This is a genomic window from Wolbachia endosymbiont of Nilaparvata lugens, assembly GCF_007115045.1.
In the GTDB taxonomy this organism is placed as follows: domain Bacteria; phylum Pseudomonadota; class Alphaproteobacteria; order Rickettsiales; family Anaplasmataceae; genus Wolbachia.
This window is the reverse complement of sequence record NZ_MUIY01000001.1, coordinates 789,537-809,464: the sequence shown is the minus strand read 5'-3', so window position 1 is coordinate 809,464 and position 19,928 is coordinate 789,537. Positions and strand designations below refer to the sequence as shown.

Annotated in this window: 18 protein-coding genes and 3 pseudogenes; 6 read left to right on the top strand and 15 right to left on the bottom strand. The window is 36.0% G+C overall.

Going from position 1 to position 19,928, the window contains the following annotated elements:
- Positions 1-3 precede the first annotated feature (3 nt).
- Together BWZ41_RS04145 and BWZ41_RS04140 are read left to right on the top strand one after the other, a co-directional pair.
- The gene (locus BWZ41_RS04145; RefSeq protein ID WP_143689500.1) at positions 4-1,164 is read left to right on the top strand and encodes a porin; all 1,161 of its coding nucleotides are present in this window, start codon (positions 4-6) and stop codon (positions 1,162-1,164) included.
- Between the two features lie 263 nt (positions 1,165-1,427).
- A complete protein-coding gene (locus tag BWZ41_RS04140) occupies positions 1,428-2,786 on the top strand; it encodes a DNA recombination protein RmuC (protein WP_143689499.1) in 1,359 nt (452 codons plus the stop codon).
- A 32-nt stretch (positions 2,787-2,818) separates the two neighbouring features.
- Here the strand turns inward: BWZ41_RS04140 and BWZ41_RS04135 are convergent, their stop codons facing one another.
- Complete coding sequence (locus BWZ41_RS04135) at positions 2,819-3,925, bottom strand: D-alanyl-D-alanine carboxypeptidase family protein (RefSeq protein ID WP_143689498.1); 1,107 nt, start codon at positions 3,923-3,925, stop codon at positions 2,819-2,821.
- Positions 3,926-4,482: 557 nt separating this feature from the next.
- On the opposite strand from BWZ41_RS04135, the gene radC reads away from it, so the two are divergent.
- Entirely contained in the window at positions 4,483-5,163 is a 681-nt protein-coding gene (radC, locus tag BWZ41_RS04130; protein WP_143689497.1) for a RadC family protein, read from the top strand.
- A 214-nt stretch (positions 5,164-5,377) separates the two neighbouring features.
- Here the strand turns inward: radC and BWZ41_RS04125 are convergent, their stop codons facing one another.
- Positions 5,378-6,628: a hypothetical protein gene (locus tag BWZ41_RS04125; protein ID WP_143689496.1), complete on the bottom strand. Its 1,251-nt coding sequence runs from the start codon at positions 6,626-6,628 to the stop codon at positions 5,378-5,380.
- Positions 6,629-6,783: 155 nt separating this feature from the next.
- Between BWZ41_RS04125 and BWZ41_RS07965 the strand changes: the two are divergent.
- Positions 6,784-7,089: pseudogene (locus BWZ41_RS07965) on the top strand (heme lyase CcmF/NrfE family subunit); the annotation flags it as partial.
- Positions 7,090-7,400: 311 nt separating this feature from the next.
- Here BWZ41_RS07965 and BWZ41_RS07670 read toward each other — a convergent pair.
- The 3 genes and pseudogenes from BWZ41_RS07670 to BWZ41_RS08680 form a co-directional block, all read right to left on the bottom strand.
- Positions 7,401-7,688 (bottom strand): methylated-DNA--[protein]-cysteine S-methyltransferase, encoded by a 288-nt coding sequence (locus tag BWZ41_RS07670; RefSeq protein WP_206663879.1) that lies wholly within the window; start codon positions 7,686-7,688, stop codon positions 7,401-7,403.
- 252 nt (positions 7,689-7,940) lie between these two features.
- Positions 7,941-8,501 (bottom strand): annotated as a pseudogene (locus tag BWZ41_RS04110) (DUF2339 domain-containing protein); the annotation flags it as partial.
- Between the two features lie 80 nt (positions 8,502-8,581).
- Positions 8,582-9,728: pseudogene (locus BWZ41_RS08680) on the bottom strand (IS3 family transposase).
- 63 nt (positions 9,729-9,791) lie between these two features.
- On the opposite strand from BWZ41_RS08680, the gene BWZ41_RS04085 reads away from it, so the two are divergent.
- Entirely contained in the window at positions 9,792-10,220 is a 429-nt protein-coding gene (locus BWZ41_RS04085) for a hypothetical protein (RefSeq protein WP_143689495.1), read from the top strand.
- Between the two features lie 86 nt (positions 10,221-10,306).
- Positions 10,307-10,594 carry a hypothetical protein gene (locus BWZ41_RS04080; protein ID WP_143689494.1) on the top strand — a complete coding sequence of 96 codons (288 nt, stop codon included), beginning with the start codon at positions 10,307-10,309 and terminating at the stop codon, positions 10,592-10,594.
- A gap of 160 nt (positions 10,595-10,754) precedes the next feature.
- Here the strand turns inward: BWZ41_RS04080 and BWZ41_RS04075 are convergent, their stop codons facing one another.
- From BWZ41_RS04075 to BWZ41_RS04030, 10 genes are all read right to left on the bottom strand, one after another.
- Positions 10,755-11,081 (bottom strand): hypothetical protein, encoded by a 327-nt coding sequence (locus tag BWZ41_RS04075; protein ID WP_143689493.1) that lies wholly within the window; start codon positions 11,079-11,081, stop codon positions 10,755-10,757.
- A gap of 49 nt (positions 11,082-11,130) precedes the next feature.
- Positions 11,131-11,622 (bottom strand): hypothetical protein, encoded by a 492-nt coding sequence (locus tag BWZ41_RS04070; protein WP_143689492.1) that lies wholly within the window; start codon positions 11,620-11,622, stop codon positions 11,131-11,133.
- Positions 11,622-12,146 (bottom strand): hypothetical protein, encoded by a 525-nt coding sequence (locus BWZ41_RS04065; RefSeq protein ID WP_143689491.1) that lies wholly within the window; start codon positions 12,144-12,146, stop codon positions 11,622-11,624. Before BWZ41_RS04065 ends, BWZ41_RS04070 begins: the two co-directional genes overlap by 1 nt.
- Entirely contained in the window at positions 12,136-13,797 is a 1,662-nt protein-coding gene (locus tag BWZ41_RS04060; protein WP_143689490.1) for a portal protein, read from the bottom strand. Before BWZ41_RS04060 ends, BWZ41_RS04065 begins: the two co-directional genes overlap by 11 nt.
- Positions 13,779-15,581, bottom strand: a complete 1,803-nt coding sequence (locus BWZ41_RS04055; protein WP_143689489.1) for a hypothetical protein — start codon at positions 15,579-15,581, stop codon at positions 13,779-13,781. Before BWZ41_RS04055 ends, BWZ41_RS04060 begins: the two co-directional genes overlap by 19 nt.
- Positions 15,575-15,850: a hypothetical protein gene (locus BWZ41_RS04050; protein ID WP_143689488.1), complete on the bottom strand. Its 276-nt coding sequence runs from the start codon at positions 15,848-15,850 to the stop codon at positions 15,575-15,577. Before BWZ41_RS04050 ends, BWZ41_RS04055 begins: the two co-directional genes overlap by 7 nt.
- 113 nt (positions 15,851-15,963) lie before the next feature.
- Positions 15,964-17,364, bottom strand: coding sequence for a hypothetical protein (locus BWZ41_RS04045; RefSeq protein ID WP_143689487.1), 1,401 nt, complete (start codon positions 17,362-17,364; stop codon positions 15,964-15,966).
- Positions 17,351-18,031 (bottom strand): hypothetical protein, encoded by a 681-nt coding sequence (locus BWZ41_RS04040; protein WP_143689486.1) that lies wholly within the window; start codon positions 18,029-18,031, stop codon positions 17,351-17,353. Before BWZ41_RS04040 ends, BWZ41_RS04045 begins: the two co-directional genes overlap by 14 nt.
- Entirely contained in the window at positions 18,024-19,430 is a 1,407-nt protein-coding gene (locus BWZ41_RS04035; RefSeq protein WP_143689485.1) for a hypothetical protein, read from the bottom strand. Before BWZ41_RS04035 ends, BWZ41_RS04040 begins: the two co-directional genes overlap by 8 nt.
- Positions 19,430-19,915 carry a hypothetical protein gene (locus BWZ41_RS04030; protein ID WP_143689484.1) on the bottom strand — a complete coding sequence of 162 codons (486 nt, stop codon included), beginning with the start codon at positions 19,913-19,915 and terminating at the stop codon, positions 19,430-19,432. Before BWZ41_RS04030 ends, BWZ41_RS04035 begins: the two co-directional genes overlap by 1 nt.
- Positions 19,916-19,928 lie beyond the last annotated feature (13 nt).

Sequence of the window (19,928 nt, the reverse complement as noted above, 5' to 3'; positions counted from 1 at the left end):
ACTATGAGGTTACTGATCAAACTATTTTCATTATTATTCGTGGTAGGGAGTGTCAATGCTAGGGTAATTCTGGATAAGGAGATGTTTTATGCAGAACTAGATGGAAAAATAGATTTAAGATTTGGCTACGCTTTCAACAGAGATTCTTTTAGCTCTACAAAAGACAAGACCTCAAGTTATTCAGACCTGCGCTTTCTTTATTTGCAGCAAGTTTATCCCAATACGCAAATGGGGTTTAATGTTAAGGCAGGAGTTTCTGCTATTGCAAACCTAAAAGCATTAGACATAGAAAAATTAGAAATGGAGAAGTGCTATTTTATCATAAAGAACCAGGAGTTTGGATCAGTTGAATATGGTAAAGGAAGTTTAGTTAGTCAGAGTATGTTAGTTAACACTTCAAAAATTTACACAGCTGCTGGAGGAATAAATGGTCATTGGACAGATTATGCAAATTTGCGCGGTAATAAAAAAAAAGATGATGGTTCTGGGTATGATAAGGATAAGGTATTTTGGGTCAAGCCTAATATTTATAGCGACTATAATAGACTAGAACTAAAGTTAAAACAACTAACGTTAAACTATATCTCTCCTAAAATCTATAACTTTCAACTTGGATTTAGTTATGTTCCAGGTAAAAATAATTTACAATATAACAATCTAATAGCCGCTGGTCTTTCGTATGAAAATGGCCTATCAGATGATATAAGTTTTACTACTGCCTTGGCTGGTGAGTTTGCAAGGGAAAATTTAACTGACTGCTCGGATGGTACTTCTCAAAATTATGAATGCCGTAATCAATTACTACACTGGAATTTTGGATTGAAGCTAAAACTTTTTGAACTTGATTGCATTTTTTCGTACGGTAATGGCGGTAAATCTGGTGAGAAGCGTAGTCCTGAAACAAATAATATGCATTATGTAAATGCAGGTGTTGCTTATCATTCTGATTCTCGTAAAGTGAGCTTAACATATTTTAATAGTGTTAGGTATATTGCAGGTAAAGGTACAAACGAATTCACATCACAGGCTTTCAGTCTTGAATATCCATTAGCTCTTGGCACTTCATACTACTTCGATATTGTAAAATTTAGTACTCAGGAACCTGTAGTAAAAGATAACAACTACGGGTATGTGCTTTTGGCCGGATTGAAGCTAAGTTTTTAGTGAAGTAACTGGTATGTAAGTATTGTAGTAATGAGAGTAAAATTGAGTTGTTAATATATGTGCTATTTGATATTATAAAAATAACTATTACATAAGATTTTCAATAAAAAGACATTCTGTTACTAATCCAAGTGTAGAAGAAAACGGTTATTAATTAGCAAACCAAGCCCTTCAGTAAGCGCATCTCTTCAGGTGCTCTTTTTTTCTTTTTTATATATAAAAAAATTAGATAGTATTGTGAGTGCGGTTTTTTCTGTGTTCTGATGCTTTTCAATTCTATAGCTTTTGTATTGAATGTCCTTTTTTTACTACTATTTCTCTATATCATTGCAAGAAAGAACAGAAAGCTAAGTGAGGAAAATATAAAGTCAGCAAATCTTGAGAGGAATTTACTTAAAGTAGAGCATGAGTTTCAAGAGACAAGGCGAACTTTACTGAATAAGGATGAGGAAATAGTTGATTTGAAAGTGAGGAACGCAGAACTTGAAGTAATTCTTCAAAAAGAGCGTGAAGAAAAGAAAAAGGAAATAGAATTACTGACAAAAGCAGAGGAGAGGCTTACGAACACTTTTAAAGTGCTTTCTCTTGATGCTTTACAGGTAAACAATAATAATTTTCTGAATTTAGCGAAAGAAGTAATCGATAGTAAACTAAAAGAAACAGAAAGTGACTTCAAAAAAAGGCAAGCAACGATCAACGAAGTTGTCACTCCAATAAAAGAAAAATTAGAAAAATTCGACAGCGAAATACGTGAGCTAGAGAAGGAGAGGGTAGGGGCTTACGAAGGTTTAAGAGAGCAAATTGGAGCGCTAATGAGCCAAACCTCTAACCTTGCCAACGCCCTGAGGAAACCTCACATTAGGGGCAAGTGGGGTGAAATGCAGCTCAAAAGAGTGGTAGAAATGGCGGGAATGATTGAATATTGCGATTTTTTTACTCAATCCTCAGTAATTGATAAAAATGAGGGCAGTTTGTTACGTCCTGATTTAATAATAAAAATGCCATCAGGAAAGCAAATAATAATAGATGCTAAAGTACCACTTGATTCTTACATGGATGCTATGTCGCAAAATGATTTACAGATACAAAAGGAAAAATTGAAGAATCATTCTCTGGCAATAAAAAAACATATAAATGATCTAGGCAGAAAGGAATATTGGAACCAATTTGAAAATACGCCAGAGCTTGTGGTGCTTTTTTTAACAGGGGAAGGGGTTTTCAGTGCAGCACTAGAATGTGAACCAGCTTTGATAGAAATTGGAATAGAAAAAAAAGTAATTATTGCAACACCAATCACTTTAATCGCGCTACTTAGGGCAGTAGCCTATGGATGGAAGCAAGAGATGATAGCTGAAAATGCAAAGAAAATAAGTGAATTAGGCCATATTTTATATGAGCGAATCTGCACAATGGGCGAAAATTTTGATAATTTACGTAGAAGCTTAAAAAGTGCTGTTGATCATTACAATAAAACTGCTGGTTCGCTTGAGGCAAGAGTGTTTCCTGCTGCCCGAGAATTCAATAAGCTTGGTATACATGCAAAAAATAAAGAACTAACTGCTGCAAAAGAGTTGGAATCTTTACCACGTAGTTTACATGCTGAGGGGTTGAAAGTAGATTAGTATTTCAGGTTTCCTTAACTTACATTTGCTGATTAAAATAACTTTCTAAAAATTTTTTTTATATAGCTCAATTCCTGCACATCATTTGCTGCATAAACAGGTATAGTTTTTTGCTCAGTACCAGGTATTTCTACAAACATTTTGCCCACTTCTTGACCTTTTTTAATTGGTGCGGGTACCATATCTTTATACTCAATACGAACTTTAATTTTATCATGTAATCTGCGGTTATAAGTTATGGTAACATCGTTTGCAACTGTAACGGGCACCTTTTTATCTTTTCCATAAACAATATTTATTTCTTCAACTACGCTATCCTTAGCAAATATTTTCTTGGTATTAAAATGATTTAAGGAATATTGTATTAGTCTTTTTGCTTCCTCTATTCGCTCTTTCTCGGTGTCCAAACCATTCACAACAGCAAAAATTCTCCTATCGTTCCGTTTTGCAGATACTATAATTCCATAACCACCAGCACTCGTATGACCTGTCTTTAGACCATCAACTCCAATATCATGGAAAAGTAAAAGATTTTTATTTTTTTGTACAATATCGTTATATGTCAAATATTGTTCAGAGAATAAATCATAGTATTCAGGAAAATCGGTGAAAATTCTTTTTGCCAGTGTTACCAAGTCTTTTGCGCTCATAAAATGGTTTTCATCTGGCCATCCACTTGAGTTAACAAAATGACTATCATTAAGATTCAAATCTTGTGCAACTTCATTCATTTCAGCAACAAAATTCTCTTCTGATCCTGCGATACCCTCGGCTAGCACTATGCATGCATCATTACCTGAGGCAATTGTAATTCCTTCAAGCAGTTCTTTTACAGTAACAAATTGACCTTCTTTCAAAAACATAGAAGAGCCTTTCCTTTCCCATGCTTTTCTACTTACTCCAAATTTATCTTCCATTTTTATTATTCCAGCTTTTAGATAATCAAAAGCTACATATAAAGTCATTAACTTGCTCATTGAAGATGGGGCCATTTTTTCACTGGAATTATGGTCAAAAATGAAAGAGTCTGAAGCTAAATCTAAAACAACTGCTTGCTTTGCTTTGGTTCTAAACTGATATGAGTATGAGTAAAAAGGAAATATAAAAATTAATAGCAAAGTTACTAATTTGCTTAACATATTTATAATTTTAAATTTATAATGTGCTAAATTAATAGTATGATTTTGCACGAGCATTTCAATAGATCTCTTGCATAAAACTTCCTTGACAAACTGCGCCAGCCCCCTTATTATGACAATAAGAGTATTTATCCTTGTTTTCGATCCGCGCGGGTTCAACAACAAAAATTCAGTAAAAAACTCAGATATTTATTGGCAAATTACATAAAAATTATAGCGGCTGCATGTCTTTTTTATTTTTTCTACATTCAGCCAAAACGTGCTTATTTTAAGCGTTAGCACATTATTACAGCGCCAATTTACATTATTATAGGGTCAAAACTCGTTACACGGGGATTTTTTTGCCTTTTTTTCGTTTGGTAAATTTATTAATATTTGAGGTGTCATTCCAGTGTCAAGCACTGGAATGACACCTTCTTGGATGGAGGACAGTGTCAGCTACTTTCATGACACCATTTGCTGTCTTCAAAAATTTACAATTATGCTTCATATATTTTATTAAATATTTTACTTAAAAATTCAATTTCTTATTATAAGAGATAAGCAATTCATGAATAATGAAAGATTACAAAAAAGGTCATAGAAAGCGCCTAAGAGAGAGAATTATTTCAGATAACGGACAATCATTACTTGATTATGAGATTTTAGAACACATTTTATATTCAGCATATAGTAGAATTGATGTAAAGCCAGTAGCAAAGAATTTGATAGAAATTTTCGGCAGTTTGAATAAGGTTTTTAATGCCGATTTAGAAGCACTGCAGAATATTAAAGGAGTTAGTAATGCAGCTATATCTGCTATCTTTTGTGTTAAACAGGCTTTTGTTCGTTCTGCACGAGAAGAAGTAAAGGACCTACCTATAATCAATAATTGGGAAAAATTGCTTGATTATTTAAAAGCAAGTATAGGAAGCCTTAATAAAGAAAATTTTCGCGTTATCTATATGAATAAAAGATATCGTCTAATAGCAGAAGATCTACAAAACTTTGGTACAATAGATCAAACTCCTCTTTATGTTAGAGAGATCATAAAACGCGCTCTTTTGATTGGCTCAACATCGATTGTAATATCCCACAATCACCCAAGTGGAGATATACAGCCTTCAAGTAGCGATATGTTTCTCACCAGACAGCTTGCAGAAGCTTGCAAAAGCATAGGAATAGAATTAATAGATCATATTATTATCACATTTAGTAGCTATTTTAGTTTCAAGGAAAATAGGCTTTTATTAGAGTAGATCTAAAATTGCTTTTGCCATTTTTCTTATTATGGAAGTAAAGCTATACATGAGGTGGTTGCCAGTGGAACAAAAATTTTCCTTCTGGAAGACAATGTGTGATTTAGGTAGTGGCAAATTGAAAGAAATACATGGTATTTGCCACCATTAGAAATCTCCTGTTTTGATAAGACTTATGAGGTCTTTGTTGGTTTTTTGAATTTTGTTGAAGCATTCACATGCTTACTCTAATATTTTGTTCACAGAGCCTAGTTAGCTCAATTTCAAAGTTAATTTGTGAAGCTCTGAGTTCTGTTAGGGGATTTTCTGGTTGAATATCTAGCTTATTCTGTATGTTCGGTAAACAAATTAAAGCCGAATCAAAAATTTCATCATACTGCTCTGCTTCATGTGCGCAATTGATTATTTCTTCGAATTCTTCCACATCTTGCGGCGTATCTTTTAATATTGCTCTTATTTGGTTTAGGTTTTGACGAATTTTTTCCTGATATCCAGCAATTCTCTCTTGATATATATCAATCATTTTTTGACATGCGTTGCCTCTAAATGGATGTTCTGCTTTTTCCTTTATGTAGGAGCTCTGAAAATTTTTGCAACTAAGGACTGCTTCTCTACATTTTTTTATATCACTAATTATACTGGTTATTGACTTACTGATTTCCCTTAAGCTTTCTTTCTGTTCTTTTTTTTCAACAGCATGATTTTTTATCTGGCTCATTTTATCATACAGATTTCTGCATTCTTTATAGGATGCCAGCGGTTGTAGTATTCCTTCCTCTACACCTTGATTATAAAAATTTTTCAACTCATCGCTTGATAGTATTCGTATAGCATCTTCCCTTTTACCTTGTGATTTAGGATACTTTTTGTTCAGTGAACTAATATAATTTAATAGGAAACTCTTAGTTAAATCTTCCTTTTTAACTTCTGATAATTTTTCTAGTGTTTCTATATATTTCAAAGTTTCCGCAAAAAGCTGCGCACCAGATGTAGCAAATCCTGGCAGTGGTTTGCTCTGCGCCTTATAAAAATCGGTTTGTAAAAAATCTTCGGCTTGTTTTTTTATTACTGAAAGTTCATTGAAGGCTTTTTCTGGATTGATTTTTTTTAAAATACTAGTAGCTTTTTTAATCGCTCTTTCTCTCTTTTTATTATCTTGTTTTTCATTTAATATCAGATGTTCAGTTTTGGTAAAAGCATCACCTTGATCACTCTTTGCAATGTTACAAACGATGTTTTTTACAACTTTTTCAGTTGCTGCATAATCTATTTCTTTTGCAAAGCAGTCAACAAATGATTGCCAAACTTTTTTATTAGCAAGCTTACTTGTTTTATTTTCAAAATCTTCTATATCTTTGAATCCTAAAATAGTATAGAGATTTTTTTCAATTATTGGTTCAGCATGTTGTTTTGCCACTTTACCTTTTATATTGAATAGAAATTTACTAATCTTAGTTGTGCCCATAATATTACCTCACAATATTAATGTTATATAATATAAAGTATAAAAGCTTAATGCTTAATTTTTACTTACTATTAATATAATTGAAGATTAGCTTTGTTCCTATATTAAAACTTTAACTCCCAATTTATTATTAGTAATATCATTATATGAATCTTATGCCTGAATTTGGGAATATATTGTTATTGGTAGCCTGTTTGTTATCTTTAACGTATTTGTTTCTACCGTTTAGCTCTTACCGATTCGTCTCCTCTGCCATATTTTTTTGTGTGTCAGCATCAATGGCTATTTTGATCTACTGCCACATTAAAAATGATTTCTCACTTGAAAACGTATATTACCACTCACACACAACAAAACCTTTGATCTATAAGATTTGTGGTGTTTGGGGAAATAAAGAAGGGTCTATGTTGCTTTGGACCTTAGTGCTTGTCATGTATTTATTACTAATGGATATTTATATACCTTCTGTCATCCCAGTGCCCAGACACTGGGATCCAGACTCATTAGTCAATGTTAAACAAAGTACCATAGAATTCAAGAGGACAATTTCCAGAAAATCATTACATCCAAAAAAGGGCGAAATGCTACCTAAATGAGCTAAAGGTAAGCTAAATTTTTTAAGATGCAAGATGTTTTTGAAATAATAAGATAATGAAGTTATGAGGTGAGTGGCTGTAATATTTAAACTACCATAATTAAATCAACCTATGGAAGGGTCAAAACTTACTGGCATGTAAAACATATATAAATTAATAAATAAAGATAGTTGGATTTATTGATCGACGTTATGCCGCATAAAGTTGAGTTCATAAGCAAGAATAGCCTTTTTACGTTCTATTCCCCAGCGGTATTTATTAATTTCTCCAGATTTACGAATAACACGATGGCAAGGTATCAAGTAGGAAATTGGGTTATTGGCAATTGCATTTGCAGTAGCGCGTACAGCTTTTGGTTTATCAATGATATGTGCAATATTTTCATAGGCCGTTGTTGTACCTTTAGGAATTGAGAGCAATGCTTGCCAAACTTTAATTTGAAAATCTGTTCCCTTAACAAGCAAAGAAAATGACCTCTCAGGTATTTGTATGTCAAAAATATTATGTACAATTTTCTCTGTTGTTAGCCTATCTTCTTTTAGGCAGGCTTGTGACCATTCTTTTTCAAGTATCCCAATAGCTGAAGTTTCAAAATCACAAAAAGAAAGGTGACAGATGCTTTGTGCAGTAACTCCAATAAGCGCTTTTCCAAAAGTGGTGGAGTGGTACCCATATAAAATATCGATAGACTCTTTATTTTTTCTAGGCGTTGTAATCTAATATTTAGCCATATTCAAGAGATTATTATTTTTCACACTTTCTGAAAACAAACTATGCATAAAACCAACTGAGTCCAAGGCCAAAGAAAGAGAATACACGCAACAATCCAGTAAGCTCTGATGCGTCATAGAGAAATACTTTTCCACTGTTAGAATCATAACCACGAGCGATGCAATACGAATAGACTGATTTTGTTGTAGCGCACCAAAAAGCAGTAGAATGATACCAAAAATTAGCCATATTATAGAGTAAGCATAAATTTCAAAATTACTTATTTCATATTTATTTAGATACTCTCCATGAAACATTTGCCGCACATTTAGCGATACTAATACAAAAGAAAGCAGTAACATGAAGATATAGCTGTATCTTTTCCACTCTACTTTTTTTATGTGAGATATGATTTTTGAAGTCCACACAATCGGTAATCCATAAGTGAGCAATAAAGCATTGAATATAAGAAACTTACCTACAGCTTGCGATGACCACAATGGGTTGTAGATAAGAAGGTCAAAGTAACAAATGCGGAACATTGCAATAACAGAAAGAACAATACCGCTTAAAGATACAGCTTGCCTTGTAAAATGCCTTCCTGACCTTACCCAGAAAAAGTAGACAGAAAGTTAAGACGTTTTTGCTATGAGAATGATGAATCAAAAAGCTCAGGAATGCAATAGTTAATAGTAGAATGTCTACGCTGTTTATTATAAAAAATTTCTATATATTCAAATATTGCGGTTTTAGCTTGTTGTGCAGAGTGTTGTGAAGTATCAATGAGTAACTCTCTCTTAAGTGAACTAAAAAAAGCTCTCTGAAACAGCATTATCATAACAACAACCTTTGTGACTCATACTAGAAGTAATATTTTTTGTACTTAGTAAAAATTGATAATTTTTAGAGGTGTATTGCGATCCTTGATCGCTATGAAATAGTAGATTTTTAGCAGATTTGCGCCTACCAATAGCCATGAATAACGCATCTATAACTAATTGCCTATTTACTGCATTACTCATTTACCAGCCAATCACCATGCGTGAATATAAATCTATTATTGCTGCCAAATATAACCATCCTTCATTAGTTTTTATGTACGTAATATCAGTTACCCATATCTTGTTAGGTTGATCAGCAATGAAATTCTGATTTAATATGTTAGGAGTTATAACTCTATTGTCTATTTGTGGTTTTTTACTTTTAAACTTTCGTCTAAGCTTAGCTTGAATGCCATTTTTCTGCATAACATTTTGCACTGTTTTGATGTTATAATTTTTACCTAAAGCCTTTAATTCAGCGTGAATTTTAGGAGCTCCGTATCTGCATTGTGATGATCGATATACCTTCTGAATATCTTGTATGAGCTCTTCTCTTATTGATTTTTTGTTGTTTTTTTCCTTAGTAATCCATTTATAATAACCACAAGCAGATACGTTCAAAAATCTGCATAATTCCCGTATTTTATAGCAGTTTTCATGTTCTTTTATAAAAGAATATTTTACTCTTTTTGGTTTGCAAAATATCCCAGGGCTTTTTTTAAAATGTCTCTTTCCCTCGTTACTCTTGCCAGCTCTTTCTTTAAATCAAACTTTTCTTTGTCACAATGAGCTACTTTCCCCTTTTCTGGAAACGCATCTACTCCAGACATTCTATCATTGTATGTTTTTACCCATCTGCTTACCGCTAATACCCAAATCTCTTGCTATTTTTGCTGATGATTGACCTGTTTCTTTTACTAGTCTTATAGCTTCAATTTTGAATTCTGCTGTATATTCTTTTCTTTTTGTCATACCACACCTCTTTGAAAAAACGTTTTAACTTTCTGTCTACTTTTTCTGGGTAAGGTCATTGCTATGCAAAAGGATTTGTATGGCAGATACAATAAATTCATGGAGAATCTCGGAGGCCTCGGGAAAGGTGGTCCCGGAGGATTTATCAATCAAATAGCGTCGCAGTATAAAGAAAGTCCTTATCAGCAGCTTCTTAGCAACCAAATGAACACCGCGCTGGGTAACAACTTACGTGCCAGTGGTCTTGATCGCTCAAGCTATGGTTTATCGAAAGTTGCAAGTTTAAACTCTGATCTTGCTTCTAAAGGGTTAAATGATTTTATCAGTTCATCTTTAGGGGGAATGCAGACTCTACATGGTCTTGGTGCACAGATTGGTCAGAACTTGAGTGGCAGTTACACTTCTTATGGCAGGTCAATAAATGATCGCTGGCTAGCTATGAATCAGATGCTCGGTGGGCTTGGTCAGGGTATTGGGAGAAATTTGGTTTGATTATTATGAAGAGTAAATAGACCATCATTAATATAACATTAATACTAATATGTTTAATTTGTGTTAAATTTTTTGAGGAGAGTGTTATGCATAATATTATATCTGGTGATCAAAAAGATGAATCTTTAACAAAGGAAGATTTTTTAGAATTGATTCTTGACAGAGTTAATATAGATTTCAGAGAGTTCGATTTTAAGTTAGAAGAAGTCCATGATAGGTTAGGAGCATTTGATTCTAAGTTAGGAGAATTCGATTCTAAGTTAGAAGACGTCCATAATAGCTTAGTAATATTCGATTCTCAGTTCAGACAATTATATTCTGTGTTAGAAAATATTGTGAACGATTATGTTGAGAGCAAAGACTGGCAATTGTAAATCAAATGCTAGGGTGAAGCTGCAGGTACCAATACTAAGTATTGGTACCTTATCTATATTAAGATTCATATTATTTATAAAAAATTTAAAGAAGTTAAGTGTTAAATCAAGAAGATATTATTTTATGCCGCAAAGACTTTGGTTTCTTTGCGGCATAAATCTAGGTCTTTTCTTTCCAAATGCCCAACTCCTTTTCACGTTTCTCAATTTCCCAATCCTTTTGGAGCTTCCAAAGTTTCTCTTTTCTATGACCATAATATGCTAATGGAATTCCTAAAAATACTCCTGAAACCGCAATAACAGACATTATAATCTGTACCGTAGGTTTAACCGTATAAAACACCTCCATAAAGCATGCACCTATCACTATAACTATCCCTACAACAACTGCTCCACAAAATGCTTCAGCCAGTACACTAAGAGTTGCATACCGTGTAAATTCGGAGTAGCCAAAAAAAACCACCATAAAAGCCAAAAATAGAATCATTACCTTACTTAATTAATATATTAATATTATGTTAATACTGATATAATCATTAAACTAAATTCCTCCCAATACCCTGACCAAGTCCACCCAGCATCTGATTGATAGCTAGCCAGCGATCATTTATAGATTTTCCATAGGAAGTATAGCCACTGCCAAGGTTCTGACCAATCTGCGCACCAAGTCCATGAAGACTCTGCATTCCCCCTAGAGATGAACTGATAAAGTCATTTAACCCCTTAGAAGCAAGATCAGAGTTTAAACTTGCAATCTTAGAAAGACCATAGCTTGAGCGATCAAGACCACTGGCACGTAAGTTATTGCCAAGTGCAGTGTTCATTTGATTGCTGACAAAACTCTGATAAGGCCCTTCTTTGTATTGCGACGCAATTTGATTGATAAATCCTCCTGGGCCACCTTTCCCGAGGCCTCCTATGAAGTTGTTGTACCGACTAAATATCTCCTTTTGCATAGCAATGTTATTTTCAAATTGGCGATTAGCCTTAGAGCTACCAAAAAGCCAATCAAATAAATCTCCAAACATCATTCCTCCTTTTTTAAACCAGCAAAGAGTCCTGCTATGCTATCTGCTGTGTGATCACATAGCCGGGAAACATTAAGCATTTTTTTAATACGTTCTTTGACAATTTCCTTACGAGCTGTACCAAAACATCTCATTTTAAGGCTACCTCCAAAATAACGTTTCACTTTGCCCTTCCAGTGCAAACAAAACAGTCCTTCAGCGATTATTTGCAGCTTTTTGTAATACGACATGTGGCTACCTCTTATATATTTTTGTTTAAAAAAATACTGATTATCCTCAAGTAGCACTAAATCAAGCTCTGGATTACCATGAAGTAAAAGCGCAATCACTCCTTGATACTCATATCTAATTTGGCGCAATGTCTCGCCATTCAGTTTCCATTTTTCTACGCCTAAAACATAGCTGCCACAATAAAGCGTTTCGTCCCTGACATAGGCAAAACCATTGCTCTTACCAAGATCAATGCTCAAAACATTCTCAGGCAGTTTCCTCGCAAGTGGAATTTTCTTTATCTTAAGCTCCACTTTTCTCCCTCAGCATTTTTTCCTCATGCGCATTACGCATCTCTTCACGTATTACAGCTAACTTCTCCGCCAGTAGATCAACCTCTGCTTTTAGCTCAGCAATTCTTTCTTTTGATTGTATCTCAAGTAGTTTAATTTCCTGCTCACTTGGCTGCTGCGCCTGCTGCTGTGCTTGCGCCTCTTGCTGCTGACCAATATTTAGCACTTTTTCCCGTAGCATCTTACTGCTCACCGTATCTTGATTGAGCAGCATCTCTCCTAAAAGCTCGACACTGATCTGCTGGTTGTTCGGACCAAGATACTGCATAACGCTTAGCATCAGTTCATTATCCTTCTCACGTTGTTTTTCTAAAGATTCACTTATTTTAATTTTGACATTTGTCGACCTGCTAAAATTAATTAAACTCTCTAGAGTCTCATCATCTTGTGCCAATTTGTAAGGTAGTAAGGAAAGTAGAACATTCCCTACTTGATTGAGCGTAATTTGATGGGCAAAGTAATAGGAAGTGACACTACCTTCATTTTCCCTCAACTTGTCACGAAGTGCGGCAGCAGATGAATACTTGCTGTCTTTTACGATGTTTGTAGTGTCACTCCAAATCTGTGAAAGCAAACTAAGAGCCTGCTGCATTAATATAGCGAGGTTCGGATCAGAACCAGTTGGCGGTATTACGATAGGCTGGATTCCATCTACTGTCACATACTCGAGTAACATCTCACGAGGATCAGCAAAACGCTGTGCTTTGCTGCTAGGAACACTTGCTTGCGGCATTAAAAAACGATTCTGAAAATACTTAGCGCCATAGTTCATCATCGCTATACAGTGGTTATAGGTCTTCTGCGCATAATGACACATCACTCCCAGCGGTCTTGTCACCTCACGGCTCTCAATAAAGTGAGAGCAGCCACCATGAAAAATAAGCGGCAGATAAAGGTGGCCATATAGCTCTTTAGTCTCAAGAATTTCTTCACTCGTAAACCGATAAAAAGTTATGCCATCATTCTTTTTCAGATAAAGATCAGTAACTTCAATGTAAGGCACAGTGTCCTTATCCTTAAACTCGAGCCGGTCAATTTGCGCATATCCCATCTTTTCTAAGCTGGTTTTATACAAGCGATGAGTTATCCCACAGTAACGACCATCGCCCTTGTGCGGTTCATTACTATGAGGGTCGAAAAAAAAACTCTCTGTACCGCTAATTGCCCTGATTTTAAATGTCAGTTCATCATCTTCAACATCCTCATTGTTGTAACCAAAACCAATATAGAGGGCAGAATAGCCACCAATAATTGCTTCTTTGAGCGCTTTGCTATATTCCACATAGTGATCTTGACTAAAGATTAAATCAGTGATAGACTCATGCATAAATTGCATGACCTCAGAGTCGGGGGTTTTACCATTGACCTTCAGCTCTAGGTCATACTTTTTGCCACGCACAGTGTTTAAAATCTTCTCAGCCATTGCAAATGTGACGTTAAAGACTATCGGTTCTGCACCGATGCTCAGCAGCTCTCGTTTTTCGTTCTCAGTATATTGTTCCCCCATAACCACAAACTTATGCTGACGCCTCGCTTGCTCAATATTCTGACTCCAATAATCAAACCAGCTATTTCGCAGCCTGGTTAAATATTCTAATCTTCGTTTTCCCATTTTATTCCCACAGAAGGCAACATTTTGGCACCACTCATTTTTGCTCTTTTGAGCATCTCGGCAATAAAACCACTTTGCTCTTCAATGATTTTACCTTGAAGTGCTGCCATTAGATCTTTGGTTTTAGCAGAGCCAAAAGCATACTTAGCAAACAATTTGGCAATTTTTCCATCGTTAAAGCCATTTAGACCTATTTTTGCCAAAGTCTCTCTTCCTAACCATGAAGCTGATTGCTTGAACCAACTCATTTGATTCGCAAGTTCCATCAATTGCGTCGTATCAATCGGTTTTATGTACTTATTTCTAATGACATTTGAATTTTCCAGCAAAAACCCTCTGATCACTTGGTCTTTTGTGAGTACTCCACTGTCAATCGCTATCTTCTCCGGTAGTTCACTAAATATCTCAGCAACTCTTCTCACGTTTCCTCCCTGTAGCGCATCGCTCGCGCCACTTAAAAGCCCCATAGTCTTACTGACATTTGCACGTAGTGGTAAAAAGTGCTCTTCTAGTTTGCTGATAACCTCTTTAACTTGATTTTCTGGTATGCCATGCTTTTCCGCTAATTTATAAGAAGAACCTCTAAGACCTGACAATATATCAGCAAACTCCTTAGATTTATAACTTCCAGCTTCACCGGAAAATTTACTTCCTAAATCTTTAATAATCTTTCTTTGAAAAGGATTATTCGTCTGTTTAGCAGCACTCTTTAAATAGCTGCTCACATCTTTCACTCCTATATTTGGCACGTCTTTTACTGCCGTATCAAAACCACGACTAACTACATTGAGTACCGGTTCTCTGCCTTGTTTAAACAGACTAGTTATTGCTTTTCCACTCCTCACTACTCCAGCACCGAGGCCATGGGCTGCAACAATGAGCGGCGCATCTTCCAGTGTGTCAGTAAGCGAGTTATAAATTGGATTTTTATCACCTGCTATTCCCCTCTCAGCAGCAGTACCAGCAAAAGCTCCAACCAAACCTCCAAGGCTTCCTCCTATAAACATTCCAATAGGTCCTAAAGGTGAGCCAAGTGCTGCTCCTATCATAACTGCTGGAACATCTGCAATTATCTGAAGTCCCATTTCTCGTAAAAAATTCTTTTTTACTTCTTGCGGCTCTTCTAGTATCTTAGGATTGCCTGATAGTTTGATTAAGGCGTCAATAGCCTCACTACCTAAACCCTCAATCTGACTATCGAGCTTTCTTGTTGCTTCTTCCTTTACGGTTTTTTCTATTTGCGGATCTTTCATCAGCTCACTTAGCTGCGCTTCAGAGAGTCCTCTGACTTTCTTTTGAATATCAAGAGCTCGAGCATTAAGTTTTTCTTTTGTCTCACCAAAGAATTTTCTCCAATCTTTAGCCGAGAGTTTATTTATATTGAATTTTTCCTTAAAAGACTTTACTGAATATTCATTCATTGGTAGACCTTCTATCTGCATGATTGCAGGTAGAAGTTCGCCTTCTAAATAACGGCTAAATTCATTGCGAGCATTAAGTTTATCTTTGCTTCTAAAAAGATCGGTAATTGCATTAATTTTATTGCCACTGAACATTCTAGAAAATCTAGAATCAGGAAGAGCATTTTCAGCAGCATTTAGTTTCTCATTTGCCAGCTCCAGTGCTCTTTGATATCTAGGAACATTTGAGATATACGCCTTCTCCTCACTCGACAGTTCCGTTTGCTGCTTCTGCCACTCTTCAAAGCGTTTTCTCTGGAGGAGCTTCTGCTCATACTTGCTATCAAGTGCGCCTCTCCCAAGGCCGCTCAGGAGTCCTAACATCTCTCAAAATCCTCTCTATACTCACCAACAATGTCATCGATCATCTCCCCACTTCTTGAAAAGCTGCTTTCGCTTTTTAATTTGTCGTGGGCAAAAACCAGATTCTTTAGCTCACCACCATCGATCTCATCGCAAACTCCAAGGCCAAGCTTCAGTATTAAAGCATGCTCTAAATGTTTCATCTTTTGCTCTTTATCAAGAGAGTTAATGACGTTAACTAGTTCCTTATTGATCGCTTCGCGGATTAAGCTTTTTGTCCCCTTTTCCATTTTTCTCCACGTTTTTCACATGTTCTGCCCACAAAACATTCAAACGATCAGTTAACACCTGAAAATACAAACTGTATTCAGTGAGATAACCCTTAGGGGCTATCAAATCGTGGTCAAATTCTTTCTTTTCCATAGATCCTCTTTAATAAAAAACTGCTTTTGCACTGTTTAAATTCAAACTTAAAATGTACTAGTCCACTGTTAATGCCAAAAAGGTTATAATTGAGTTTGATCATCTTTTCCCTGCTTTCTTCAAATTCATCGGCAAAAATTGTCATCCTATAATCTGGCTCAAGCGCAAAATTCCTCTTATACGAAACAAACATGTCGACAAACATTTCCGTTTTTCCCTCATAGAAATACAAAAACGCCAATTGCTCGGTAATGTAAGGTTTATATGATGGAAAATAATCCGTGGTTATTGCTCCAGTGAAACTGATTTCTCCTTTTCTGCTGGTTTTGCAAACCTTTATATTGTCCTTCACCAAGAGGTAGTAAACTCTGGTCTTAACATTAATGTAGAAACTCGGGTTTTGTTCTTTCAGCAGCGTCCAAATACCTAAATTAAGGTGCAGGCAGTAAGAAAAATCTTGCTTATTTAAATCTCCTTTTGGCAAATTAAAAAACAGGACATAGTAAGTATTGTTGTTATAATTGAACATGCTACTAACCATGTAGCTCACGATGCTTCTGTCCTTCCAGAGAGGAGCATTGTCGAGCACTTTCATCTCCTGTCCATCAAAAGAAATTATCACAAACTTGCCGTCAAATGAGTGAAAAGCGCCAATTAAATTAGTGCCATCGTTTTCTAAAGTACGCTTGCTGATTAGCTTAAAGGGAACACTCAGTTCTCTTCTTTTAGTCAGGGGAAAAAGTCCATCACTGCTTGGCTGACCATACCACACTTCCATACCATTCTCTGTAAAGATACAGAGATTATTTTTGATTACGCCAAGTCCTACTCCTTTGCCCGAATAGGAAATAATCGTAAATGCTTCCCATTTTTTAAAGTCAGCGAAATCACTAGTGTAGAATACCTCTCCCCTGCTGAGCAAATAGATAGTTGAGTTCATCACCGCAAAATCTACGATATTCTTTGGTTTTATGTCTCCTTTTGAGAGATCAATTTCAGTAAAGGTTTCATTTACTAGCCGATAAAGTCTTCCCGATATCAACCAAAACTGATAGTCGTTGCAATTGCACATCGACGGACGATCGTCCTGAGGAACATTTGCCAGCGTAAAGATCTCTTTGTATTTGTTTTTCTCTAAATCAATGTGATAAATTGTCAGTAGAAAAACAGCACTTACCTTAGCCAAATAAATGGTGGAATCATTTCCGTAGTAAAAACCAACGATAACATCACCAGCTCCAAAAGGAACATCAAAAAGTGGAGAAAGTGCTGGTCGTAGCCGCAAACCTTCAGGTGTAGCCAAAAAGTTCTCCACGCTAAAATCATCAATAGCATGACCATATTTAATGTCTTTCAGTAGTGGAATTTCAAAAGCACTCATCATTAATCCAAATAGATTCCTTAATACTTTGACTACCTATAGTGCCACCAGCAGATAGCCGATCTTTAATCTCGCGATACTGCTCAGCAAAACCCTGTGGCAATGGAATATTAAGCCGCACTGACAGCTTAAAAGCCGTCGCATATTTGAGAAATTCCCTTTTTAGCCCGTCAAGACCAACTATTTTGTAATCAACATCTTTAAAATGAATGAGATATTTTGTTGTGACCTTAATTGCTGGAAAAATTTTAATCTCGCGGCAAGTATCACGGGTGAGAAGCATGAAAGACGGTACCCACACTCCGCTCAGCGACTTTATTGGGCGCAGAGAGCGTCCACTACTGCTATCAATTAGTTCTACAACATGAAAGTTCTTATAGCTCGTTAGATTAACATCAAAAGCTGTTTTTTTCTTATTACAATCATCAAATAAAAAACCACCACCAACTGTTTGGCCGGGCTCTAAAGTAAACTCCTGGACAACATCAGAGTCTAGCCAATAGTAATTTTCATGCAGTTGATCAAAAGCCTCAGAAAAGAGTCTCTTGACTAAATCAAGTGTGCCTAAATGCTCAGAGGCATCACGGCGCGAATTGATCCCCAGCATTCCTTGTACTTCGACAAGTAGATTGGAAAAACTGTCATCGTAAGTCTTTATCTCACTCATCTTCAGGCTTTTCCTTATCGTCTTTCTTCTCTTCAGCAGAAAGATTTTTGATCGTTTTAATGTAAGTTTCTGGTTTTGGTGATTTCGGTGGCAATATTAAAGTGCCAACAAAAAAGTTGAAAAAATCACTATAGAGATATGCCATTAATTCACCAATCTCTTGTGGATGCCGCTCGAGCACAAATTTGCTTTCTGTCGCAAATGACATTGAGTTACTTCTTGTCGGCCCAAAAGCGGCATTAGGAGCAGATATTTCCTTATAGTTATATTTACTAGTAGAAGGTGCAGGTACCGTGGACATCTTAAATATTGAAGCTGGTTGCCACCATAAGAACGCCTTACAGTGATCAGGTACAACTTTTCCTTTTGCGCCTTTTAGATAATCTTCATTTGGTACATCAACGCCATAGGTAATTCCAGGCGAAACGCGTGCAGTTTTTTCATCTGTATCCTCCATCACCGTGACCGCGATTGGCACTCCCGATGGTACATCTTTTCTATCTCTGGCTAACCACTCTTTATCCTCTAGCTGAATAATATCTCCTTTTTTAAACGAACCTTCGGAAAAAGTTGCAGTCATACAGTGGTATTCATCAATTGCTTTATCGATTTTTGTGAGCGTGATACTATCCTTTTTAGATGCTTCACCTGCCTTGTGAAAATAAGTTGAAGTATCGATATAGAGTTCTGCTAAATCAAACATCAGTGACGAGAGCATATTCTTAGTATCGCTAAGGAACATATCGCTCTTCGGCGCTTGCGTGTAATTGAGTCCCGACTTAGTACGTAGTAGTCCCATTGCAGAGTTTGGCATTGAACCTACAAGTCTTGAAGTTCTCATGACCCCACCATTGACCCTTATCATGTAATCAACAAGGAGGCGCATATATCCCTCTATGCAGTCATACATATTATCATCAGTAGAGCCAGCGCAGATAAATGCTCGTGACGCTATCGTTTTAAATTGATAATCATTGATCTGTTTAACTACCTTCATGAGAAGTTCATGATAAGCGCGTTCACCACGCTCGATAAATGAGGTTAAACTTGTTGGTGCATTTGAAGGAAACTGATCGCGATTAAATAAAAATTTCACATCATCATGGTCAATTTTTGCTGCTCCAGAAACTCTTTTGTAATCAATTCGCATGGTTTTTTGCTTGACGGTATGAATACCATCTTTTTCATCCATGAACCTGTCATCACTGATTAATCCCCCCTCTGTCGAGATAAAAGGAGGCTGAATTAAAAAACTATCTTTTCCTGAATAACGATTTGGAATATCGTCAGCACCAGAGCCAGTAAAAGCGAGCAGCGGACTTGAAAAGAGTACTAACTCAATCAGCCGTTGCGAAAGTAGATCTGTTCTATAATAAGTCGAATCTGAGGTAATAGGCATCAGTATCCCCTAGTGCGAAAGTAATTTTGCACTTCTCTTAAGTCAGCTTCAAAACCTGGAACCTCGTTGTACTGATAATTAGTTGGTATCGCAGTTGCTTTACTGCTTTTGTGTAGACCTTGTTTTAAATCACTCACTTCTTCTTTGAACTTAGACAGTGGCTTACTGCGCAGCTCCTCTGCTAACTTACCATCTTTGGCAATATCAGCTATCTTTTTCACAAAAGAAGTCTTATTTTTGCCTTTTGCTATCTGCTCGTTGATATAGCGAACTTTGCTGACAGTTAAAGTATCACAAAAATCCTGTAGATCCTGATAATCTTCACCATTTAGAACTTTTTCAGCAAACTGCTCATTGGCTTTAACCATCTCTAGAGTTTGACGATCATCATCACTGATCGTATGCCCCTTGGCTATCGCCTCATCAAGAATACTTTTTGTTTTTTCTACACTTTCTGCATAAAAATCATCAGTATTTTCAATCATGTTTTTCTCCTAT

What these genes read in the sequence shown, in the direction of transcription:
- BWZ41_RS04145 (WP_143689500.1), top strand. Translation starts at nt 4, where the DNA reads ATGAGGTTACTGATCAAACTATTTTCATTATTATTCGTGGTAGGGAGT.
- BWZ41_RS04140 (WP_143689499.1), top strand. Translation starts at nt 1,428, where the DNA reads ATGCTTTTCAATTCTATAGCTTTTGTATTGAATGTCCTTTTTTTACTA.
- BWZ41_RS04135 (WP_143689498.1), bottom strand. Translation starts at nt 3,925, where the DNA reads ATGTTAAGCAAATTAGTAACTTTGCTATTAATTTTTATATTTCCTTTT.
- radC (WP_143689497.1), top strand. Translation starts at nt 4,483, where the DNA reads ATGAAAGATTACAAAAAAGGTCATAGAAAGCGCCTAAGAGAGAGAATT.
- BWZ41_RS04125 (WP_143689496.1), bottom strand. Translation starts at nt 6,628, where the DNA reads ATGGGCACAACTAAGATTAGTAAATTTCTATTCAATATAAAAGGTAAA.
- BWZ41_RS04085 (WP_143689495.1), top strand. Translation starts at nt 9,792, where the DNA reads ATGCAAAAGGATTTGTATGGCAGATACAATAAATTCATGGAGAATCTC.
- BWZ41_RS04080 (WP_143689494.1), top strand. Translation starts at nt 10,307, where the DNA reads ATGCATAATATTATATCTGGTGATCAAAAAGATGAATCTTTAACAAAG.
- BWZ41_RS04075 (WP_143689493.1), bottom strand. Translation starts at nt 11,081, where the DNA reads ATGATTCTATTTTTGGCTTTTATGGTGGTTTTTTTTGGCTACTCCGAA.
- BWZ41_RS04070 (WP_143689492.1), bottom strand. Translation starts at nt 11,622, where the DNA reads ATGTTTGGAGATTTATTTGATTGGCTTTTTGGTAGCTCTAAGGCTAAT.
- BWZ41_RS04060 (WP_143689490.1), bottom strand. Translation starts at nt 13,797, where the DNA reads ATGGGAAAACGAAGATTAGAATATTTAACCAGGCTGCGAAATAGCTGG.
- BWZ41_RS04055 (WP_143689489.1), bottom strand. Translation starts at nt 15,581, where the DNA reads ATGTTAGGACTCCTGAGCGGCCTTGGGAGAGGCGCACTTGATAGCAAG.
- BWZ41_RS04050 (WP_143689488.1), bottom strand. Translation starts at nt 15,850, where the DNA reads ATGGAAAAGGGGACAAAAAGCTTAATCCGCGAAGCGATCAATAAGGAA.
- BWZ41_RS04045 (WP_143689487.1), bottom strand. Translation starts at nt 17,364, where the DNA reads ATGAGTGCTTTTGAAATTCCACTACTGAAAGACATTAAATATGGTCAT.
- BWZ41_RS04040 (WP_143689486.1), bottom strand. Translation starts at nt 18,031, where the DNA reads ATGAGTGAGATAAAGACTTACGATGACAGTTTTTCCAATCTACTTGTC.
- BWZ41_RS04035 (WP_143689485.1), bottom strand. Translation starts at nt 19,430, where the DNA reads ATGCCTATTACCTCAGATTCGACTTATTATAGAACAGATCTACTTTCG.
- BWZ41_RS04030 (WP_143689484.1), bottom strand. Translation starts at nt 19,915, where the DNA reads ATGATTGAAAATACTGATGATTTTTATGCAGAAAGTGTAGAAAAAACA.